Annotated in this window: 17 protein-coding genes; 16 read left to right on the forward strand and 1 reads right to left on the reverse strand. The window is 59.0% G+C overall.

All coding sequences use genetic code 11. The annotated features are described in order from the left end of the window. Positions 1-234: 234 nt before the first annotated feature. From D3871_RS06665 to D3871_RS06685, 5 genes are read left to right on the forward strand one after another with little or no spacing between them, the layout of a single operon-like run. Positions 235-1,098: an HTD2 family dehydratase gene (locus tag D3871_RS06665; protein ID WP_119768180.1), complete on the forward strand. Its 864-nt coding sequence runs from the start codon at positions 235-237 to the stop codon at positions 1,096-1,098. Positions 1,099-1,126: 28 nt separating this feature from the next. Next, complete coding sequence (locus D3871_RS06670) at positions 1,127-2,287, forward strand: acyl-CoA dehydrogenase family protein (protein ID WP_119768181.1); 1,161 nt, start codon at positions 1,127-1,129, stop codon at positions 2,285-2,287. Between the two features lie 12 nt (positions 2,288-2,299). Further along, the gene (locus D3871_RS06675) at positions 2,300-3,478 is read left to right on the forward strand and encodes a CaiB/BaiF CoA transferase family protein (RefSeq protein ID WP_119768182.1); all 1,179 of its coding nucleotides are present in this window, start codon (positions 2,300-2,302) and stop codon (positions 3,476-3,478) included. A gap of 21 nt (positions 3,479-3,499) precedes the next feature. Next, positions 3,500-4,855 carry an MmgE/PrpD family protein gene (locus D3871_RS06680; protein ID WP_119768183.1) on the forward strand — a complete coding sequence of 452 codons (1,356 nt, stop codon included), beginning with the start codon at positions 3,500-3,502 and terminating at the stop codon, positions 4,853-4,855. Positions 4,856-4,886: 31 nt separating this feature from the next. After that, positions 4,887-5,717 (forward strand): HpcH/HpaI aldolase/citrate lyase family protein, encoded by an 831-nt coding sequence (locus tag D3871_RS06685; RefSeq protein ID WP_119768184.1) that lies wholly within the window; start codon positions 4,887-4,889, stop codon positions 5,715-5,717. Here D3871_RS06685 and D3871_RS06690 read toward each other — a convergent pair. Further along, positions 5,714-6,652, reverse strand: a complete 939-nt coding sequence (locus tag D3871_RS06690) for a LysR family transcriptional regulator (protein WP_119768185.1) — start codon at positions 6,650-6,652, stop codon at positions 5,714-5,716. The two genes, D3871_RS06685 and D3871_RS06690, sit on opposite strands and share 4 nt — an antisense overlap. A 226-nt stretch (positions 6,653-6,878) precedes the next feature. Here D3871_RS06690 and D3871_RS06695 point away from each other — a divergent pair, with 226 nt between their 5' ends. The 11 genes from D3871_RS06695 to D3871_RS06745 all read left to right on the forward strand — a co-directional run bounded on the left by D3871_RS06695 (position 6,879) and on the right by D3871_RS06745 (position 18,656). Further along, positions 6,879-8,195 carry an ABC transporter substrate-binding protein gene (locus D3871_RS06695; RefSeq protein WP_119768186.1) on the forward strand — a complete coding sequence of 439 codons (1,317 nt, stop codon included), beginning with the start codon at positions 6,879-6,881 and terminating at the stop codon, positions 8,193-8,195. Between the two features lie 9 nt (positions 8,196-8,204). Next, the gene (locus tag D3871_RS06700) at positions 8,205-9,110 is read left to right on the forward strand and encodes a branched-chain amino acid ABC transporter permease (protein ID WP_119768187.1); all 906 of its coding nucleotides are present in this window, start codon (positions 8,205-8,207) and stop codon (positions 9,108-9,110) included. Beyond that, positions 9,110-10,135 carry a branched-chain amino acid ABC transporter permease gene (locus D3871_RS06705; RefSeq protein WP_119768188.1) on the forward strand — a complete coding sequence of 342 codons (1,026 nt, stop codon included), beginning with the start codon at positions 9,110-9,112 and terminating at the stop codon, positions 10,133-10,135. The genes D3871_RS06700 and D3871_RS06705 overlap by 1 nt, the downstream gene beginning before the upstream one ends. Further along, the gene (locus tag D3871_RS06710; protein ID WP_119768189.1) at positions 10,132-10,875 is read left to right on the forward strand and encodes an ABC transporter ATP-binding protein; all 744 of its coding nucleotides are present in this window, start codon (positions 10,132-10,134) and stop codon (positions 10,873-10,875) included. Before D3871_RS06705 ends, D3871_RS06710 begins: the two co-directional genes overlap by 4 nt. Position 10,876: 1 nt before the next feature. Further along, positions 10,877-11,575 (forward strand): ABC transporter ATP-binding protein, encoded by a 699-nt coding sequence (locus D3871_RS06715; RefSeq protein ID WP_119768190.1) that lies wholly within the window; start codon positions 10,877-10,879, stop codon positions 11,573-11,575. After that, positions 11,572-13,005, forward strand: a complete 1,434-nt coding sequence (locus D3871_RS06720) for an aldehyde dehydrogenase family protein (protein ID WP_119768191.1) — start codon at positions 11,572-11,574, stop codon at positions 13,003-13,005. The genes D3871_RS06715 and D3871_RS06720 overlap by 4 nt, the downstream gene beginning before the upstream one ends. Before the next feature lie 10 nt (positions 13,006-13,015). Then, positions 13,016-13,768, forward strand: coding sequence for an SDR family oxidoreductase (locus tag D3871_RS06725; protein ID WP_119768192.1), 753 nt, complete (start codon positions 13,016-13,018; stop codon positions 13,766-13,768). Positions 13,769-13,808: 40 nt separating this feature from the next. Next, positions 13,809-14,933: a zinc-dependent alcohol dehydrogenase family protein gene (locus D3871_RS06730; RefSeq protein WP_119768193.1), complete on the forward strand. Its 1,125-nt coding sequence runs from the start codon at positions 13,809-13,811 to the stop codon at positions 14,931-14,933. Positions 14,934-14,986: 53 nt separating this feature from the next. After that, entirely contained in the window at positions 14,987-16,516 is a 1,530-nt protein-coding gene (gene citF, locus D3871_RS06735; RefSeq protein WP_119769943.1) for a citrate lyase subunit alpha, read from the forward strand. Positions 16,517-16,666: 150 nt separating this feature from the next. Further along, positions 16,667-17,044 carry a hypothetical protein gene (locus D3871_RS06740; protein ID WP_119768194.1) on the forward strand — a complete coding sequence of 126 codons (378 nt, stop codon included), beginning with the start codon at positions 16,667-16,669 and terminating at the stop codon, positions 17,042-17,044. A 196-nt stretch (positions 17,045-17,240) separates the two neighbouring features. Further along, entirely contained in the window at positions 17,241-18,656 is a 1,416-nt protein-coding gene (locus D3871_RS06745) for an MBOAT family O-acyltransferase (protein ID WP_119768195.1), read from the forward strand.

Genomic DNA, 18,656 nt, shown 5'->3' on the forward strand with positions numbered 1-18,656 from the left:
CTGAGAACGCGGCTCTTTAGGTCTACGACCTATTTCATGCTCGGTCGAGCCGCCCTACATCAAATCAGTATCCACTAGGCAAAGTCATATAACCCCGGACTCGCCAATTTTGCTGTAACAACAATCCTCAACCTGCAGCATACCCCCCCTTCCAAAAATGCAGATTGTCATGCCGATGCCGGTCAGACAAACTGGGCAGCATTGATAAGACATCGCAATGCTTGCCGGGGAAAAATGAAGATGAATGGCATCGACGTACCATTATTGAAGCAATGGGTCGGCCGTACACAGGTATGTGACGACAGCACGCATCCCGACAGGGTAAATGCGTTAGCCGCTGTGCTGGACCGCAAGGATATTCCCAAGCCCGAAGAGGGAGTGCCGCCATTGTGGCACTGGATTTATTTCTGGACTGTAGCGGCCCAATCCGAACTGGACGACGACGGTCATCCGCGGCGTGGCGGCTTTCTGCCTCCGGTCCCGCTTCCCCGCAGGATGTGGGCCGGTGGCCGGCTGACATTCTTGAAGCCGCTGCAGATCGGCGCAACGGTGAAGCGCAAGTCCACCATCAAGGCGGTCGAAGTCAAGCGTGGCAAGAGCGGCGACATGGTGTTCGTCACTGTGGAACATGCGATTTTCGACGAGGGCGGTATCGCGCTGATCGAGGAACATGACATCGTCTATCGCGATGCACCGCAAAAAGACAGCCAGCCGGTGCAGGCAAAGCTCGCGCCCTCAAGTAGCGAGTGGTCCGACATCGTCAGGCCGGACCCGCTGCTTTTATTCCGGTATTCGGCGCTCACCTTCAACGGACACCGTATTCATTACGACCGCAGCTATGTGACCGAGGTCGAGGCCTATCCCGGCTTGATCGTGCATGGACCGCTTATTGCAACGCTACTGGTTGAACTCTTGCATCGGAAGATGCCTGGCGTGCATTTGAATACCTTCAGTTTCCGTGCGGTCAGCCCGCTATTCGACATAGAGCAGTTCGAAATCTGCGGACAGCCGGACGCCGACGGAACGACAGTGCAGTTGTGGGCCAGGAATGCGCGCGGCGAACTCGCGATGCAGGCGGAAGCCACCATTGCGGCCTGATTGAAACCAGAAAAAACAGGAGCGCCAGATGTATCACCAGCAGGATTCACACCAGGAAATCCGCGATGCGATTCGCGCATTGTGTGCAGAGTTTCCATCAGAATACTTTCGACGCATTGATGAGCAACGCGGCTATCCCGAGAAGTTTGTCGAAGCCTTGACCCATGCGGGCTGGCTGGCCGCGCTGATTCCGCAGGAATATGGCGGATCCGGCCTTGGCTTGACGGAGGCCTCGGTCATCATGGAAGAGATCAATCGGTCCGGCGGCAACTCGGGCGCCTGCCATGGCCAGATGTATAACATGGGTACCTTGTTGCGGCACGGGTCGGAGCAACAGAAGCGGGACTATCTTCCAAAGATCGCCAGCGGAGAGTTGCGCTTGCAGTCGATGGCCGTTACCGAGCCCACCACCGGCACCGATACGACCAAGATCAAGACCACGGCAGTAAAAAAGGGTGACCGTTATGTCGTGAATGGTCAAAAGGTCTGGATCTCGCGCGTGCAGCATTCCGACCTGATGATTCTTCTTGCACGTACCACGCCGCTGTCCGAGGTGACCAAGAAGTCGGAAGGCATGTCGATCTTCATCGTGGACCTGAAGGACGCGATAGGCAAAGGCTTGTCGGTGCAGCCGATTCTCAACATGGTCAATCACGAGACCAATGAACTGTTTTTCGAGAACCTCGAAATTCCGGCCGAAAATCTCATCGGTGAAGAAGGTAAGGGCTTCAAGTACATCCTCGACGGACTGAATGCCGAGCGCACGCTGATCGCGGCGGAATGCATCGGCGATGGCTACTGGTTCATCGACAAAGTGACACGGTACGTGAACGAGCGCGTGGTATTCGGTCGCCCGATCGGACAGAACCAGGGCGTGCAATTTCCGATTGCGAAGGCGTATGTGAATATCGAGGCAGCCAATCTGATGCGCTACAAGGCATGCGAGTTGTTCGACGCAAGAAAGCCCTGCGGAACCGAGGCCAACATGGCCAAGATGCTTGCAGCGGATGCATCGTGGGAAGCGGCCAACGCCTGCCTGCAATTTCATGGCGGTTTCGGCTTCGCCTCCGAATACGATGTCGAGCGCAAATTCCGCGAGACGCGCCTGTATCAGGTTGCGCCGATTTCAACCAATCTGATCCTGTCCTATGTGGCTGAGCATGTGCTTGGATTGCCGCGCTCATTTTGAATGGAAAGATTTATGCGTCCGCTTGAAGGCATTACTGTAGTCACGCTCGAACATGCGATTGCCGCGCCTTTCTGCACGCGGCAACTGGCCGACCTGGGTGCCCGCGTCATCAAGGTGGAACGGCCCGGCGTCGGCGATTTCGCCCGCGCTTACGACGAGCGGGTGCGCGGGATGTCTTCCCACTTCGTGTGGACGAATCGTTCCAAAGAAAGCCTGACGCTTGATGTGAAGCATGAAGAAGCGAAGCCGATTCTCGACAAGCTGCTGGCCGGCGCCGATGTGGTGGTGCAGAATCTCGCCCCCGGCGCCGCCGAGCGGCTCGGCATTTCTTACGACAAGCTGAAGGAGCGGTTCCCACGCCTGATCGTCTGCGATGTGTCGGGTTATGGACTGGACGGTCCTTACCGCGACAAGAAAGCCTACGACTTGCTGATCCAGAGCGAATCCGGCTTCCTGTCTATCACCGGCACGGCGGAAGAGCCTGCCAAGGCGGGCTGTTCGATCGCTGACATCTCCGCAGGCATGTATGCCTACTCCAATATTCTCGCGGCGCTGATGCAACGCGAAAAAACAGGACGCGGTTCCCATGTGGAGGTGTCGATGCTGGAAAGCATGGTCGAGTGGATGAGCTTTCCCTTGTACTACGCGTTCGACGGCGCCGCGCCGCCGCAACGTGCAGCCGCTGCCCATGCGACGATTTATCCTTATGGCCCATTCCCGGCGGGCGACGGCAAGATCGTCATGCTCGGGCTGCAGAACGAACGCGAGTGGGCGGTATTCTGCGACAAGGTCCTGAAGCAGCCGGAGCTTGCCACCGATCCGCGGTTTTCTTCCAATTCCCGCCGCACGGTAGCGCGCGACGAATTGCGCGCAATCATCGTGGACGCGTTTTCTGCACTGAATGGTGAGCAGGTCGTGGAAAGGCTGGAGGAAGCGCAGATCGCCAACGCGCACATGAACGACATGCACGATCTGTGGAAGCATCCGCAGCTTGCGGCGCGCAAGCGCTGGACCGAGGTCGATACCCCTGCCGGCAAAGTGCCGGCATTGCTGCCGCCCGGCATTCCTGATGCGTTCGCTCCGCGCATGGATCCGATACCGGCGCTCGGCCAGCACACCGACACCATTCTCGCCGAACTTGGATACAGCACGGATGATATCGCCGCGCTGCATGAACAACACGCAATCTGATTATTCGCATTGAACAAGGCCATGACCGATCACCCAAGCAAGACACTGGCGGCATTCGCGGCCAACCTGCAGTTCGACGATATTCCCGAGCCGGTCGTGCGACGCGCCGAAGACCTGTTGCTCGACTGGTTTGGTTCTGCCGTCGCCGGCGCATGCGGCCGACCGGTGCAGCTTATCGAAGCGTTTGCACGGCAGATGGGTCCGGCAGACGGCGACTGCGAAGTACTGGTTTCGCGCCGCAAGGCCACGCCGCTATTCGCCGCGATGGTGAATGCCGCCGCATCGCACTATGCCGAACAGGACGATGTGCATAACGGTTCGGTATTTCATCCTGCGGCCGTCGTGTTTCCGTCGGTGCTGGCGGTGGCGCAATCGCTAGGCAGTTCCGGTCGCGAATTGATCACGGCAGCAGTGGCCGGTTACGAGACCGGAATACGTATCGGCGAGTTCCTCGGACGCTCGCATTACCGCGTGTTCCATACGACCGGGACCGCCGGGACGGTGGCCGCGGCTGCCGCTGTCGGACGCCTGCTGAAGCTCACGCCGGAACAGATGCTCGATGCCTTCGGTTCCGCAGGCACACAGGCAGCGGGTCTATGGGAATTCCTGCGCGACGCCGCCGACTCCAAGCAGCTGCATACCGCGCATGCGGCGGCCAGCGGATTGAGTGCGGCCTATCTGGCAAAGAGCGGGTTTACCGGTGCGCGGCGTATCCTTGAAGGTGCACAGGGAATGGCGGCCGGCATGTCGAAGGATGCGAATCCCGGCCGGCTGACCGACCGTCTCGGCCAACGATGGGCGCTGGCCGAGACATCTTTCAAGTTTCATGCATCCTGCCGGCATACTCATCCTGCGGCCGACGCCTTGCTGCAAGTCGTGACGAAGCATGCATTGAGCCCGGACAGCATTGCCGGCGTGACCGCGTTCGTACATCAGGGGGCAATCGATGTGCTTGGTCCGGTCGTCGATCCGCAGACCGTGCACCAGGCCAAGTTCTCGATGGGTACTGTGCTTGGCTTGATTGCGCATTTCCAGTGTGCGGGGATGAGCGAGTTCGACCGGTACTTCGACGATGCGCGCGTTGCTGCATTCCGCGGCAAGGTCGACATGGTGCTGGACGACGAGGTCGACAGCGCTTATCCGGAACGCTGGCTAGGCAGGGTTGCGGTCCGCACGACCGATGGGCGGGTGCTGAATGGCCGTGTCGACGAACCTAAAGGGGATCCCGGAAATACCCTGACGCGAGAAGAACTGGAACAAAAGGCATTGCGACTGGCCGAATTCAGCGAAGGTGCGTCACGTACTGAAATGCAGGCGGCCTTTGGGCGGATCTGGGATATTTGCCGGACCGAAAAAGTAAGCGCCTTGCTGGCATGAAGACCGAAAGCACGACATGAGTTCTTCGGACATGAGCTCTTTCATTCCACGCTCGTATCTTTTTGTTCCGGGTAACCGGCCGGAACGCTTCGCGAATGCCTGTGCGGCCGGCGCGGATGTCGTCATTATCGACCTGGAAGACGCAGTGCCCTTCGCGGAAAAAAGTGCTGCCCGGGATGCCGTGGCGTCGTGGCTGTCGCCGGCGCAGTCGGTACTGATTCGGATCAACGGCGCCGGCACGGAGTGGTTCCGTGATGATCTTGCGTTGTGCGGTATGCCCGGCGTGGCCGGCATCGTACTTCCCAAGGCCGAGCGCATGGACGACATCGCCATGATCAAGAGCGTTAGTCCGGATCGGCCGGTCTATCCGCTCATAGAAAGCGCAAAAGGCTTTGAAAGCGCAGCGATTCTTGCCCGTGACCGTCATGTACAGCGGCTCATGTTCGGATCGATCGACTTCAAGCTTGATCTCGGCATTGACGGTGATGGGGAAGAGTTGCATTACTTCAGATCGATGCTGGTGCTGTTCTCTCGACTGGCTGGTATCCAGCCCCCGATCGATGGCGTCACGACGGAGATCGACAATGTCGAGCAACTGCGCAGCGACACCTTGCGGGCGCGCAGCTTTGGCTTCGGCGGAAAACTTTGCATCCATCCCAGGCAGGTCGGTTTCGTCAATCAGTTTTTTGCACCCTCTCCGCAAGAAGTCGAATGGGCCAGGCGGGTTCTTGCGGCGGCCGCGACCGCGGATGGCGCGGCAGTCGCCGTCGATGGAAAAATGGTGGACCGGCCGGTGATACTGAAGGCTCAGCGGGTGATGGACGAGTGGGCGAGCAGGGGACCTGCGCAGGGAAGATTTTAATACTTTTCTTCGGATGTCCTGTCTACACCAACCGCACTGACACCTTCCGGCGCCCGCGTGCAAATGAAATCCACCAGCTCGCGCGCATATTGAGGCAGCTTACCCATCTTCTGCACCACGACGCTACGCTCGCGCACTGTCCAGGGTTCCAGCAATTCGACCATGGAAAGCTCCATCGTCTTTGCATAACGCGATGCCGCCGATTGCGGAAGAATGCCAATCCCTACTTTTGCCACGATCATCCTGCACATGGCTTCGAAGCTGCGCACATGAATGCGGACCTTCAGCTGCTGGCCATGCTCTTCGACGATGCGATTAAGGAAGTGCTGCAGCGTGCTTCCTTCATGCAAACCGATATGCTCGTATTCAAGCGTTGACGCAAACGAGGTCGGACCCGAACCCGCGAGCGGATGATCGGGCGCGGTCACCAGCACCAGGCGGTCGGTTGCAAAATTGAGGAACTCCAACCCTGGCGCCTGGCTGATGCCGGCGACGATGCCGATGTCGGCCGTGCCTTCATGCACTGCGCGCACGATGTCCTGGTTAAGTCTTTCTTCAAGCGAGACATTGACGTGCGGATTTCTTGCGAGGAAATCGCCCAGGACTTCCGGCATGAATTCGGTGACGGCGGTGGTGTTGGCATAGATGCGGATATGTCCCTTGATGCCGTTGTTGTACTCCTGCATGTCGCACTTCATGCGCTCGACCTGCTGCATGAATTGCTGGGCGTGGGCCAGCAGCGTTTCGCCGGCCGGCGACAGCTGCACACCCTTGTTTTCCCGGTAAAGCAGGCGCACGCCGAAGCGCGACTCCATTTCTTTCACCCGATTGCTCGCCGCCGCAAGCGATAAATGCATGCGCTCGGCGGCGCGCGTCAGACTCTTGAGTTCTGCGATTTGAATGATGAGACGCAGATCGGTCAGATCAAAAAGCATGGATGGCACCTCTGTTGAAGAGTTTTGATTGTACCTCCTGCATGGATAAACCGGGATTGCGTCCTGGAGGCATGGTCCGCTCGATGCGGCGCGGCAGCGGCAAGCTTAACCGGTGACGGAGCCCCCCTTCCAAAAATGCAAATTGTCACTCCATCCAGAGTGAAGGACACTCATTCTCGCCAATTCACATAAGTCCCACAGAACCAGAACCACTATTGGAGAAGACATGTTCAGATCAAAATTCACCCGCCTCGCCGCGCTTGCCGCATCTGCCCTGGTCCTGACCACCGGCACCCATGCACAGACCGGCAAACCGACCGAACTCAAGATCGGCATCACTACCTTTCTTTCCGGACCTGCATCAGTGTTCGGTGTGCCGGCCAAGCATGCAGCAGAACTTTACATCGAGCAATTGAACGCGGCCGGCGGCATCAACGGCGCGAAGATCGTACCGACCTTCATTGACGAAGGCGTCGGCAGCGACAAGCTGCTGTCCGAGTATCGCCGCGTGGTGCAGGAACAAGGTGTGCGCGTGATGCTGGCATCCATCTCCAGCGGCAGCTGCAATACCATTGCGCCGGTTGCCGAGGACCTGAAGGTTATGAACATCATGTGGGACTGCGGCACCGAAAAACTGCTGGAAGACAAACGCTACCGGTATGTCGTACGGACCCAGGCTAATGCGACCACGGAAATGGTTGCTTCCGTGCTCTACCTGTTGCGTGTCAAGCCCGATTTCAAGACGATCGCGGTGGTGAATCAGGACTATGCATGGGGGCGCGATTCATGGGAGCTGTTCTCCAATACGCTGAAGGCGCTCAAGCCTGACGTCAAGGTGGTGGCCGAGCTGTTCCCGAAATTCGGCGCAACCGATTTCTCCACCGAAGTCAGTCGCCTGCAAGCCTTGCGTCCGGATGTCATCCTGTCGACCTCGTGGGGCGGCGACCTCGATACCTTCGTCCGTCAGTCGGCGCAGCGCGGCCTGATCCGCAACTCCCTGTTTGTCCTGCCGCTGGCGGAAAGCTCGCTGGAGCGTCTTGGCAACTCCCTGCCGGAAGGCGTCATTGTCGGTGCGCGCGGCGATCACTACTTCCTGCATCCGGAACTCAAGGACGATCCCAAGCTGAAGAACTTCGTGCAAAAGTTCAAGGAAAAGACAGGCGCTTATCCGATCTATTCGGTCTACCACATGGTGCAGGCGCTGGATGGCCTGGTCGCGGGATATGACAAGGCGGCAAAGAGCAACAAGGGGCAGTGGCCGTCCACCGAGCAGCTTGCCGATGCGATGCATGGGGTCGAATTTCGCGGCCTCACACGTAGCGTGAAGATTCGTGAAGACGGACAAGGCCTGGAAGACCAGTTGCTTGGCGTAACCAGGAAGGCACCGGGCTATGCATTCCCGATCCTGGACAAGATGGCGATCTACCCGGCCGAGCTGGTGACTGCGCCGGTCGGGCAGAAATCGCCCGAGTGGGTCAAGACGCTCAAGCCGGAGATCATCAACAGTCCGCGCATCAAGACCTTTGCATCGGCCGACAAGTAAATCGCCATCATGAATCAGGAACTGTTCTTTCTGGCCATTCTTGATGGATTGTCGTACGCAGCGCTGCTGTTTCTGGTGGCGCTGGGTATCACCCTGGTGTTCGGGGTGATGAACATCATCAACATGGCCCATGGCGGCTTCTTTGCCATCGGGGGCTACGCGGCAGCCAGCGTCGGCATCTGGGCGGCGGCCGCTCAGGTCTCTCCGCTCTGGTCATTCATCATGCTGCCGCTGGTGGCGATTGCGGTCGGCGCGCTGTTTGGCGGCTTGATGGAAACCTGCCTGATGCGGCGCATCTACGACAAGGATCCGGTCTTGCAATTGCTGATCACGTTCGCCGCTTTCATGATCTTTGAAGACCTGCAGCGGATGATCTGGGGTACCCAGCCATATTCCGTTTCGGAAATCGTCAATTACCTGGGCGTGGCCGAAGTGATGGGCATTACCTATACCTATTACCAGTTGCTGGTGCTGCCCGGCGTCGCGCTCGTGGTGTTCTTTGCCCTGCGCTATTTCTTGCGCCGCAGCCTGATCGGCCGCCAGGTGGTGGCGGTGGCGCATCATCGTGAAGTCGCCACGGCGATGGGCATCAACGTGAAGCGGATTTGCCTGCTGACCTTCATTGCCGGCTCGGCCCTGGGTGCGCTTGGCGGTGCGCTGGCAGTGCAGACGACATCCTGGGTTGCGGGCATAGGCGCGGAAATGATCGTGCTGTCCTTCGCCGTCGTCGCAACGGCGGGGCTGGGACAAATCGAAGGTGCGCTGATTGCCGCGATCATGATCGGGCTGGCACGCGCGTTTTCCGTGTATCTGCTGCCGGAGCTGGAAGTGCTGGTGCCTTACCTGATCATGACCCTGGTGCTGCTGTTCCGTCCGCAGGGACTGTTCTCCGTCGCAAAAGCAAGGAGAGTGTGATGTCGAAACCAGAAACTTCAATCAGCCTGGCCGCGCCTGACATCAAGGTTCCCCGGATCGAACGCAAGACCGGCGTCCCGTATACGAAGATCGCTGCCGCCTTGCTGGTGGTGTCGGCTTTGCTGATGCCGGTCGTATTGCCCTGGCTGAAGACACCTGTCATTTTTGCAGCCTGCTTCGGCATCGCCGCGCTTGGCGTGTCGATTCTGATCCGTGCCGGACAAGTGTCCTTCGGCCATGCGATGTTTGCCTGCGCCGCCGGTTATGCGGTGGCGTTCGCGGCGCGCTGGTGGAGCCAGCTCGATAGCGTGGTCCTGCTTGTCATCGGCACCGCATTCGGCGCCTTTTTCGGCCTCGTCGTCGGCTTGTTCGTGGTGCGTTACCGCGCCATCTTTTTCGGCATGCTCAATCTTGCCTTGTCGATGGTGCTGTTTGCCGTCCTCGGGAAATTTTTTCATCTCACCGGCGGGACCGACGGCTTGCGGCTTGCGCGTTCGAGTTTTCTCGGGATGCAGCTCGAGCGTGACGATTTCGAAACGGCGTTACTGATCAGCGCCGTCGTGCTGGCAGTGACGGTAGGCGTCCTGGTGCAGCGTTATCTGAGTTCGGTTGCAGGGCAGGCGTTGACCGCGATCAAGACCAACGAAACACGGCTGGAATATGTGGGCTTGTCCACTTATCGCATCCTTCTCGTCGGTTACGTTCTGTCGGCCGCTCTGTGCGGACTGTCGGGAGCAATGTTTGTCATTGCCCAGGGACTGGTGACGCCTGAAATGGGATATTGGATACGATCCGGCGAATTCATCTTTATCGCCATTCTCGGCGGCATCGCTCATCCGGTAGGAGCATTTCTCGGCGCGGCCATCTTCGAGTTTGTCAAACTGTTCGCCGCTGCCTATCTGACCGGTGCATGGCAAATGGTCCTGGGCATCGTGCTGATCGCCATGGTGTTCTTCGCGCCGATGGGCATCTCGGGCCTGATGGTCCGGCTGCAGGCCAAGCAATCCAAAGGAGAGAACCGATGAGCCAGGCCTTGTTGCAAACGGTTGATCTCAAGCTGTCCTTCGGCGCCATCGTCGTTGCAGACAATATCAACTTTCAATTGCATGAAGGAGAGCGCCTTGCCGTCATCGGCCAGAACGGCGCGGGCAAGACTACCTTCATCAATATCTGTACCGGTCTTATCCGGCCGCATAGCGGCAAGGTCAGCTTTGCCGGACAGGACATCACCCGGCTGGAGCCGCGCGTCATTGCCCGGCGCGGCATGGCACGTTCCTTCCAGTTGCCGCAATTGTTTCTCGAACATTCGGTGCGCGATTGCGTAAGGATTGCAGCCGCCGGCAAGATTGGCCGCCTGGGCTTATGGAAGCCGCTTGCTTCTTCGGTTCCGGAAAAGGATGTGGAGCATGTGCTCGAACTGGTCGGGCTGCGCGAGCGCGGGAATGAAGCATGCGAATCGCTGCCGGAAGGGCAGCGCAAGCTGCTCGACATTGCGATGGCGCTCGTGCTGCATCCCCGGCTGCTGATTCTGGACGAGCCGACCAGCGGCGTGTCGACCGATGAAAAGCATGGGCTGATGGCAACCATCATGGCCGCACTCGACGAACGCCGTATCACTGCCATCTTTGTCGAGCATGACGTGGATATCGTGACCCGGTATGCGACCCGTGTGGCGGCATGGATATCCGGGCGGATCGCGGCGGATGGCGTTCCGGACAAGGTGCTGAACGATCCTGAAATCCGCAAGAACGTGCTGGGAGAATGAGATGCTGAAGCTACACAGGATCAGTGCGAAGATCGCCGGGATCACGGTCTTGCGCAAGATCGAGACGGAGTTCCGTGCGGGCAGCCTGGTCGCCGTGGTCGGCCGCAATGGCGCCGGCAAGACGACGCTGTTGCGGTCCATCATGGGTCTGATTCAACTCGATGAAGGACGGATCGAATTCGGTGGCCGGGATCTGGCCCGAATACCGGACTACCGCCGCGCCTCGCTCGGTATCGGCTACGCGCCGGAAGAACGCATCATGTTTCCCACCTTTACCGTCGAGGAAAACCTGCGCCTGCCATGCGATGTGTTGGGCATGCCCGGGCGCGAAATCGACGCGCGCCTGGAACGCACGCTGGCGGTGGTGCCTCAGCTCAAGGACATGCTGCAGCGTTCTGGCGCGGCGTTGTCGGGCGGCCAGGGAAAAATGGCCGCGCTCGGCAGGGCGCTCATGGCGGGAAACAAGCTCGTCCTGCTGGACGAGCCTTTCCAGGGACTGGCTCCTGTTCTGGCAAACCAGTACGCCGAATCCCTGCGCCGGCTGCGCGACCTCAATCCCGAGCTGTGCGTGGTAGTCACCGAATCCAACGGCAGCCTGCTGCGCGACTTGCCGGATACGACGCTGACGCTGGAGCGCGGCGAACTCATTTCTTCTGCCGGCGTGGCAGGCCAACATTTACATGAGGAGCAATACAGATGACTACGTTGTTAATCGACGGCAAATGGATATCGGCGCAGGATGGTCAGACCATCGACGTTATCAATCCGTGTAACGGTGAGGCCTTTGCGCGGATTGACAGAGGGGGAGCCGCAGATATCGATCTCGCCGTGTCGGCGGCGCAGCGTGCGCTGGATGGCGCATGGGGCCGGCTGACGGCGACCGAGCGCGGCCGCATCCTGCTGCGTTTTGCCGGCCTGATTCTCGGTCATACCGAAGAACTGGCGCAGATCGAGGCGCGCGATACGGGCAAGCCGATCACGGTGGCACGAAACGATGTGGCCGCAGTGGCGCGCTACTTCGAGTTCTATGGCGCGGCCGCCGACAAGGTCCACGGCCAAACGATTCCCTACCTGAACGCCTACAACGTGAGTGTGGTGCGTGTGCCGCATGGCGTCACCGCGCACATCATCCCCTGGAATTATCCGGCACAGATGTTCGGACGCACGCTGGCGCCCGCTCTGGCGATGGGCAATGCCGCCGTGCTCAAGCCTTCGGAAGACGCTTGCCTGAGCGCCCTGAAACTCGGCGAACTGGCGATCGAAGCCGGGTTTCCGCCCGGGGCGCTGAATATCGTCACCGGCTATGGCCATGAAGCGGGCGCCGCCCTGACGGCCCATCCGGGCATCCATTTCGCGACGTTCACGGGGTCGCCTGAAGTCGGCGTCATGGTGCAGGAGGCCACCGCCCGTAACCATGTGCCATGCGTGCTGGAACTGGGCGGCAAATCGCCACAAGTCGTGTTCAGTGATGCAGACCTCGACAAGGCGGTGCCGGTCATCGTCAAGGCAATCGTGCAGAACGCCGGCCAGACTTGCTCGGCGGGCAGCAGGCTGCTGGTGCAGCAGGACATCTACGACAAGTTCGTCGGCATGGTCGCCGCTGCCTTCAGGCAAGTCCGGGTCGGAACGCCTGAGATGGATCTGGACTGCGGCCCGATCGTCAACAGCAAGCAGTACCAAAGAGTAAGCAGTTTTATCGAGGAAGCGAAAGCGTCCGGCGTGTCCCTGCTGGCGGAGGGCAGTCTTGCTCCAGGTCTTTCGTCCGCCGGCTATTTCATCAAGCCCGCCCTGTTCGGGAGTGTGCCGCGCGATCACAAGCTGGCTTGCAGGGAAGTGTTCGGGCCGGTGCTGTCGGCCATGTCCTTCGTCGATGAAGAAGACGCGGTCCGTCTGGCCAATGCCACTGAATACGGCCTGGCGGCCGGCGTATGGACCGAGAACGGAGGCCGCCAGGCGCGCATGGCCAAGCGGCTATTGAGCGGGCAGGTGTTCATCAATTGCTACGGCGCGGGCGGCGGAGTCGAGTTGCCTTTCGGCGGCGTCAAGAAAAGCGGCCACGGCCGTGAAAAGGGCTTCCTGGCCCTGGAAGAAATGAGTACGACAAAAACCATCGTCCAATATCATAACTAAGGAGCAACCCATGTCCCGGCTCAGCAACAAGGTAACGATCGTCACAGGCGCCGCAGGCGGATTCGGCGCGGGAATCGCACGCGCGTTTATCGAAGAAGGCGCCAAGCTTGTCATCGCCGATATCAATCTGGAAATGGCGCAGGCACTGGCAAAGGAACTGGGGCCAAACGCGAGCGCGGTCGCCTGCGATGTGACCAGCGGCGAGCAGGTAAAAGCGGCGGTGCGCCATTGCGTCGAAAAATTCGGCGCGCCGGATATCGTCGTCAACAATGCAGGCACCACCCACCGTAACCAGCCCATGCTGGAAGTGGACGAGAAGACCTTCGATCGCGTCTATGCAGTCAACGTCAAATCCATTTACCACATGGCACATGCAGTCGTCCCGCTGATGCGTGAACGCAAGTATGGCGTGATCCTTAACATCGGTTCGGTGGCTGGCATCCGTCCCCGTCCCGGACTATCCTGGTACAACGGTTCGAAAGGCGCGGTGAATACCTTGTCCAAGGCCATGGCGGTCGAGCTTGCGCCGGATGGCATTCGCGTCAATGCCATTTGCCCGGTCATGGGTGCGACGGCATTGCTGAGCGACTTCATGGGTGTGCCCGACACGCCGGAAAACCGGGCGCGCTTCATTTCCACCATTCCGCTTGGCCGCATGTGCGAGCCGTCCGATGTCGCCAGCGCTGCGGTATTTCTCGCCAGCGATGCCGCCGAGTTCCTGACGGGGGTGGAACTGCCGGTGGACGGCGGCCGCACGATCTGATGGCTTGCACCGATAAGTCTTTGCGCGAAAGGAGTTCACCATGAAAATCAGCGCCGCAGTCTTGCATCGTTCGGGCGCGAGCCTGCCTTTTACCGAAAGCCGGCCGCTGCAGATCGAAGAGCTCAGCCTTGACCGTCCCGGACCCGGCGAGGTCTTGATCAAGATGCGCGCCGCCGGACTGTGCCATTCGGATCTGTCGGTGATCAATGGCGACCGGCCACGGCCAGTGCCGATGGCGCTGGGGCATGAAGCGTCGGGCGAGGTGGTTGAAACGGGGGCAGGTGTCGACGACTTGAAACCGGGAGAGCTGGTCGTACTGGTGTTCGTGCCCAGCTGCGGACATTGCCTGCCTTGCATGGAAGGCCGTCCGGCATTGTGCGAGCCAGGGGCGGCGGCCAATACGAGCGGCGTCCTCTTGTCAGGCGAACGCCGCCTTCATCAGGGTGCCGTCGACATACACCATCACGTCGGCGTTTCCGCCTTCGCCACCCATGCGGTTGTCTCGCGCCGCTCCTGCGTGAAGATCGATGCCGCGATCGATCCCGTCGAGGCGGCGCTGTTCGGCTGTGCGGTGCTTACCGGCGTCGGAGCGGTCATCAATACCGCCCGTGTGCAGGCTGGCTCCACCACCGCCGTGCTCGGACTGGGCGGCGTCGGACTGTGTGCAATGCTGGGTGCAATCGCTTCCGGCGCGCGCGAAGTCATTGCCGTCGATCTGAATGAGCGCAAGCTCGACACGGCGAAAGCGCTCGGTGCGACAGCGACCATCAATGCGCGCGACCCCGACGCGGTGGAAAAGGTAAAGGCGCTCACCAAGGGAGGCGTCGACTATGCCTTCGAGATGGCGGGGTCGGTGCAGGCCATGGAGACTGCTTACCGCATGACACGGCGCGGCGGAACGACGGTGACCGCCGGCTTGCCGAATCCCGCTAATACATGGGCACTGCAGCAGGTGAGCCTGGTGGCGGAGGAACGGACTGTCAAAGGCAGCTACATTGGTTCCTGTGTGCCGGGGCGCGACATCCCGCGCTATATAGGCCTGTATCTCTCGGGAAAACTGCCTATCAACAAGCTGATGGGAGAGCGTTTGCAACTGAGCGATATCAATCGCGGTTTCGATCGTCTTGCCAGCGGCGAGAGCCTGCGCGACGTTATCGTTTTTTGAGTGAAGCACGGCAGCGCAATCCGCGCGCCTACGATCGTGAAGCGAGGCATCTGATGGACAAAGGCCGATTGCCGGCTCGGCTGGACGGCTACGGTTTGATCAAGCCTTTCGGCGGCGGGATTTCCGATCTGATCAAAAGAAAAGCCGGATTCTCATTGCCGTCCGGCGACGGGCGACCCGGGACCAAGTTGTTGCCGACGCTACGGGCAGCGATTGAGGCTTCAGGCTTGAAGGATGGCGGCGTCATTTCATTCCATCATCATCTGCGCAACGGGGATTTCGTCATCAATCTGGTGCTGGCCGAGATTGCAAGGATGGGACTGCGGGACATCACGGTGGCAGCAAGTTCGCTGTTCCCAGTGCATGCGCCCTTGGTGGACTACGTTCGGGAAGGGATCGTGACCGGCATCCGGGCAGCATATATCACCGGCCCGGTGGCCGAAGCCGTTTCAGGCGGCTTGCTTGGGCGTCCCGCCATCATGCAGACGCATGGCGGACGTGCGCGGTCGATCGAGTGCGGCGAACTGACAATAGACCTTGCCTTCATCGCCGCACCGGCGGCCGACAAGTGCGGAAACCTCAACGGCGTCGATGGCCGGTCCGCGTGCGGCACGCTCGGTTACGCCATGGTGGATGCAGCATACGCGCGGTATGTGGTGGCCATCACGGACAATCTCGTCCCATATCCTGCGTCGCCGATCGACATCAGCCAGGAGTGCGTTGATTTTATCGTGCAAGTCGATGCCATCGGCGACCCCAAGGGCATTGTGTCAGGCACGACACGCGCAACGACAGACCCGGTCGGTCTCAGGATAGCGCATGCGGCTGCGCAGGTTATCGCGGCATCGGGACTGCTGGTCGATGGCTTTTCCTTCCAGACCGGTGCGGGCGGCATATCGCTGGCGGTTGCCGCTGAAGTAAGAAAGCTGATGCAGGAGCGGCACATTCAGGGCAGCTTTGCCTCGGGTGGCATCACCGGATATATGGTGGATATGCTGGAAGAAGGCTTGTTCCGTGGATTGCTGGATGTGCAGTGTTTCGATCTCAAGGCAGTCGAGTCGTACCGGCGCAACCCGTCGCATCAATGCATGTCCGCGTCCATGTATGCCAGCCCCCGGACGCGAGGAGCCGTGGTCGATCAGCTGGATGTCATGATACTCGGCGCCACGGAAGTCGATCTCGGCTTTAACGTGAATGTCATCACCGGCTCGGACGGCGTCATCATGGGCGGATCGGGCGGCCATGCCGATGCTGCGGCGGGCGCAAAGCTCGCGCTGGTCACGTCGAAGCTCAACGCCGGCGGCTATGCAAAGATCGTCGACAAGGTAACGACTGTTACCACCCCGGGGGAAACCGTCGATGTCGTGGTGACCGAGGAGGGTATGGCGGTCAACCCGGCAAGGGCGGAATTGCGCGAGCGGCTCCAGTCTCAGGGGATTCGGCTGGTACCGATTGAACAGCTGGAAGAAATCGCCAGAAATCGTGCAAGCCTGGCGAAGGAAGAGCGGCAGGATGAAGGCCGCATTGTTGCGGTCGTGGAATACCGCGATGGCTCGGTCATCGATGTCGTGCGGCGCGTGTGAGCGATCGCCCGTATTGTGTTCGCAATCAAATCAACTATCCAAGGCGAAGTGCGCTTCATCGTTTCTTTTGCATTGCAATAACTGTTGCAGAATGCCTTCGTGAACGAGCGCAGTAAAAACCTGACTAAGTAGCAGGAGGGACGGGCACTCATGAACGGTGACGATCAAACACGCGTCAAGCGGCTGCTTTTTTTTCTTCAATACATCTGGCGGCTGGCCATTCCGTTCTGGTTGTTCCGTGATGCCGGGTGCGGTACGGTCGAACAGCGGATTGCGAATTATCGGTATAACCGATCGCAGCGCAAGGTCCTGCCTTTCTTCATGTGGAAATGGGTTGGTATCGCGGTCTGTCTCATGCAACTGACGCGCGTGCTATCGGACGTCATGTCGACGGTAAGTGCGCACAGTACCAACTACCTATGCGCCGCCTTCTTCTGCATGAGTGCAGGGATCGGGTTTGCATTCGCTTGCATTGTGATCACCGTGTTAACAGTAAGTTATCTTTACCTGACCTACGTCAAGCGTTGACTGCGCACCAATAGTTCAGCACTTTTTGCAGTTAAATGTTGCGTGTCCATTTATTTGGCTGTCAATGTGGCAATCAACAAACTGCGTCAATCGACTTTATTTCCTGGAATCAATTATTTGAATTGATATTTAGCAAGGTCCGGCCCATTTTTTTAGCGGAATATGGCGGCTGTATCAAGAATGGCCACAGGGCGATATGGTATTCAGTTCCGCAACTTTCCTTTTTTATTTCTTCCCCGTATTCCTGATTCTCTACTATGTCCTGCCATGGAAGAATCCGGTGTTGTTGGTCGCCAGCCTCGTCTTCTATGCATGGGGTGAGCCGCGCTTCGTTCCATTGTTGATGTTTTCTGCAGTGCTGAATTATGGCGTCGGTTATGCCATGTCCCGCTTTGCCGCACAAAAGAAAGCGCTGCTATGGTTCGGCATCGCGGCCAATCTGATCTTCCTGATGTACTACAAGTACATCGGTTTCTTTGTGTCGGTGCTGAATGAAGCAGTCTCGTTGTTCTCTTCGCCGATCAAGCTGCCGGAAGTCATTCTGCCTTTGGGGATTTCCTTCTTCACCTTTCAAGGCGTTTCCTACCTGATCGATGTCTATCGCGGCGATGTCGGTGCGCAAAAAAGCTTCTGGAATTTCGCAATGTACAAGGCGATGTTCCCGCAGCTGATTGCCGGCCCTATCGTCCGTTACAAGCAGATTGCCCACGAGGTGGACCATCGCGACATCACGAATGCGCGCGTGCTGGCCGGACTGCAGCAGTTCATCATCGGTCTCGCGCAAAAGGTATTGATTGCAAACACCGTTGCGCTGCCGGCGGACAGCATCTTCGCCGTTCCGCCCGATCAACTGTCGACGACCAGCGCCTGGATAGGCATTGCCTGTTACTCGATACAGATCCTGTACGACTTTGCCGGCTATTCCAACATGGCCATCGGTATCGGTCACATGATCGGTTTCAGTTATCCGCCCAACTTCAATCGTCCGTATTCATCGACATCGGTCACGGAATTCTGGCGTCGCTGGCATATCAGTCTGTCGTCCTGGTTTCGCGACTATCTTTACATCCCGCTGGGCGGAAACAGGATCTCGGCGGCAAGAACCTATGTCAATCTCGCGATGGTATTCCTGCTGTGCGGCTTGTGGCATGGCGCGGCATGGACATTCATCATCTGGGGCGCATGGCATGGCGTGCTGCTGGTGATCGAGCGCATGGGGCTGGGGCGACTGCTGGAAAGAATGCCTCAGACAATAGCGCAGATCTACACACTGCTGGTGGTAATGATCGGATGGGTATTCTTCCGCGCGAACGATGTGCCGTATGCATTGCGCTTCCTGGAGGTGATGTTTGGCAAAGCCTCCGCGGATGCGACACACCCGTGGCAAATGGATTTTGGTCCTGCCGCTGCGGTGGCATTGCTGGCAGGCGTATTGATTGCGACCTGGCGCTTCCCCGAAGAAAAGGTGAAAGGCCGGGACGTGCGGCCGCGCATGCGCACCGTTATGTCATCCATGCCGTTGCGCGTGGCCGGTGCAGTGTCGGCATTCGTCCTGTGTGTGGCGAGCCTTGCCGCCGGTACCTATAACCCATTTATTTATTTCCGCTTCTGA

This window comes from Noviherbaspirillum saxi, from assembly GCF_003591035.1.
Taxonomy (GTDB): domain Bacteria; phylum Pseudomonadota; class Gammaproteobacteria; order Burkholderiales; family Burkholderiaceae_D; genus Noviherbaspirillum; species Noviherbaspirillum saxi.

Bases quoted from the DNA above. Each gene is read 5' to 3' on its own strand.
- D3871_RS06665 (WP_119768180.1), top strand. From the start codon at position 235: ATGAAGATGAATGGCATCGACGTACCATTATTGAAGCAATGGGTCGGC.
- D3871_RS06670 (WP_119768181.1), top strand. From the start codon at position 1,127: ATGTATCACCAGCAGGATTCACACCAGGAAATCCGCGATGCGATTCGC.
- D3871_RS06675 (WP_119768182.1), top strand. From the start codon at position 2,300: ATGCGTCCGCTTGAAGGCATTACTGTAGTCACGCTCGAACATGCGATT.
- D3871_RS06680 (WP_119768183.1), top strand. From the start codon at position 3,500: ATGACCGATCACCCAAGCAAGACACTGGCGGCATTCGCGGCCAACCTG.
- D3871_RS06685 (WP_119768184.1), top strand. From the start codon at position 4,887: ATGAGCTCTTTCATTCCACGCTCGTATCTTTTTGTTCCGGGTAACCGG.
- D3871_RS06690 (WP_119768185.1), bottom strand. From the start codon at position 6,652: ATGCTTTTTGATCTGACCGATCTGCGTCTCATCATTCAAATCGCAGAA.
- D3871_RS06695 (WP_119768186.1), top strand. From the start codon at position 6,879: ATGTTCAGATCAAAATTCACCCGCCTCGCCGCGCTTGCCGCATCTGCC.
- D3871_RS06700 (WP_119768187.1), top strand. From the start codon at position 8,205: ATGAATCAGGAACTGTTCTTTCTGGCCATTCTTGATGGATTGTCGTAC.
- D3871_RS06705 (WP_119768188.1), top strand. From the start codon at position 9,110: ATGTCGAAACCAGAAACTTCAATCAGCCTGGCCGCGCCTGACATCAAG.
- D3871_RS06710 (WP_119768189.1), top strand. From the start codon at position 10,132: ATGAGCCAGGCCTTGTTGCAAACGGTTGATCTCAAGCTGTCCTTCGGC.
- D3871_RS06715 (WP_119768190.1), top strand. From the start codon at position 10,877: ATGCTGAAGCTACACAGGATCAGTGCGAAGATCGCCGGGATCACGGTC.
- D3871_RS06720 (WP_119768191.1), top strand. From the start codon at position 11,572: ATGACTACGTTGTTAATCGACGGCAAATGGATATCGGCGCAGGATGGT.
- D3871_RS06725 (WP_119768192.1), top strand. From the start codon at position 13,016: ATGTCCCGGCTCAGCAACAAGGTAACGATCGTCACAGGCGCCGCAGGC.
- D3871_RS06730 (WP_119768193.1), top strand. From the start codon at position 13,809: ATGAAAATCAGCGCCGCAGTCTTGCATCGTTCGGGCGCGAGCCTGCCT.
- citF (WP_119769943.1), top strand. From the start codon at position 14,987: ATGGACAAAGGCCGATTGCCGGCTCGGCTGGACGGCTACGGTTTGATC.
- D3871_RS06740 (WP_119768194.1), top strand. From the start codon at position 16,667: ATGAACGGTGACGATCAAACACGCGTCAAGCGGCTGCTTTTTTTTCTT.
- D3871_RS06745 (WP_119768195.1), top strand. From the start codon at position 17,241: ATGGTATTCAGTTCCGCAACTTTCCTTTTTTATTTCTTCCCCGTATTC.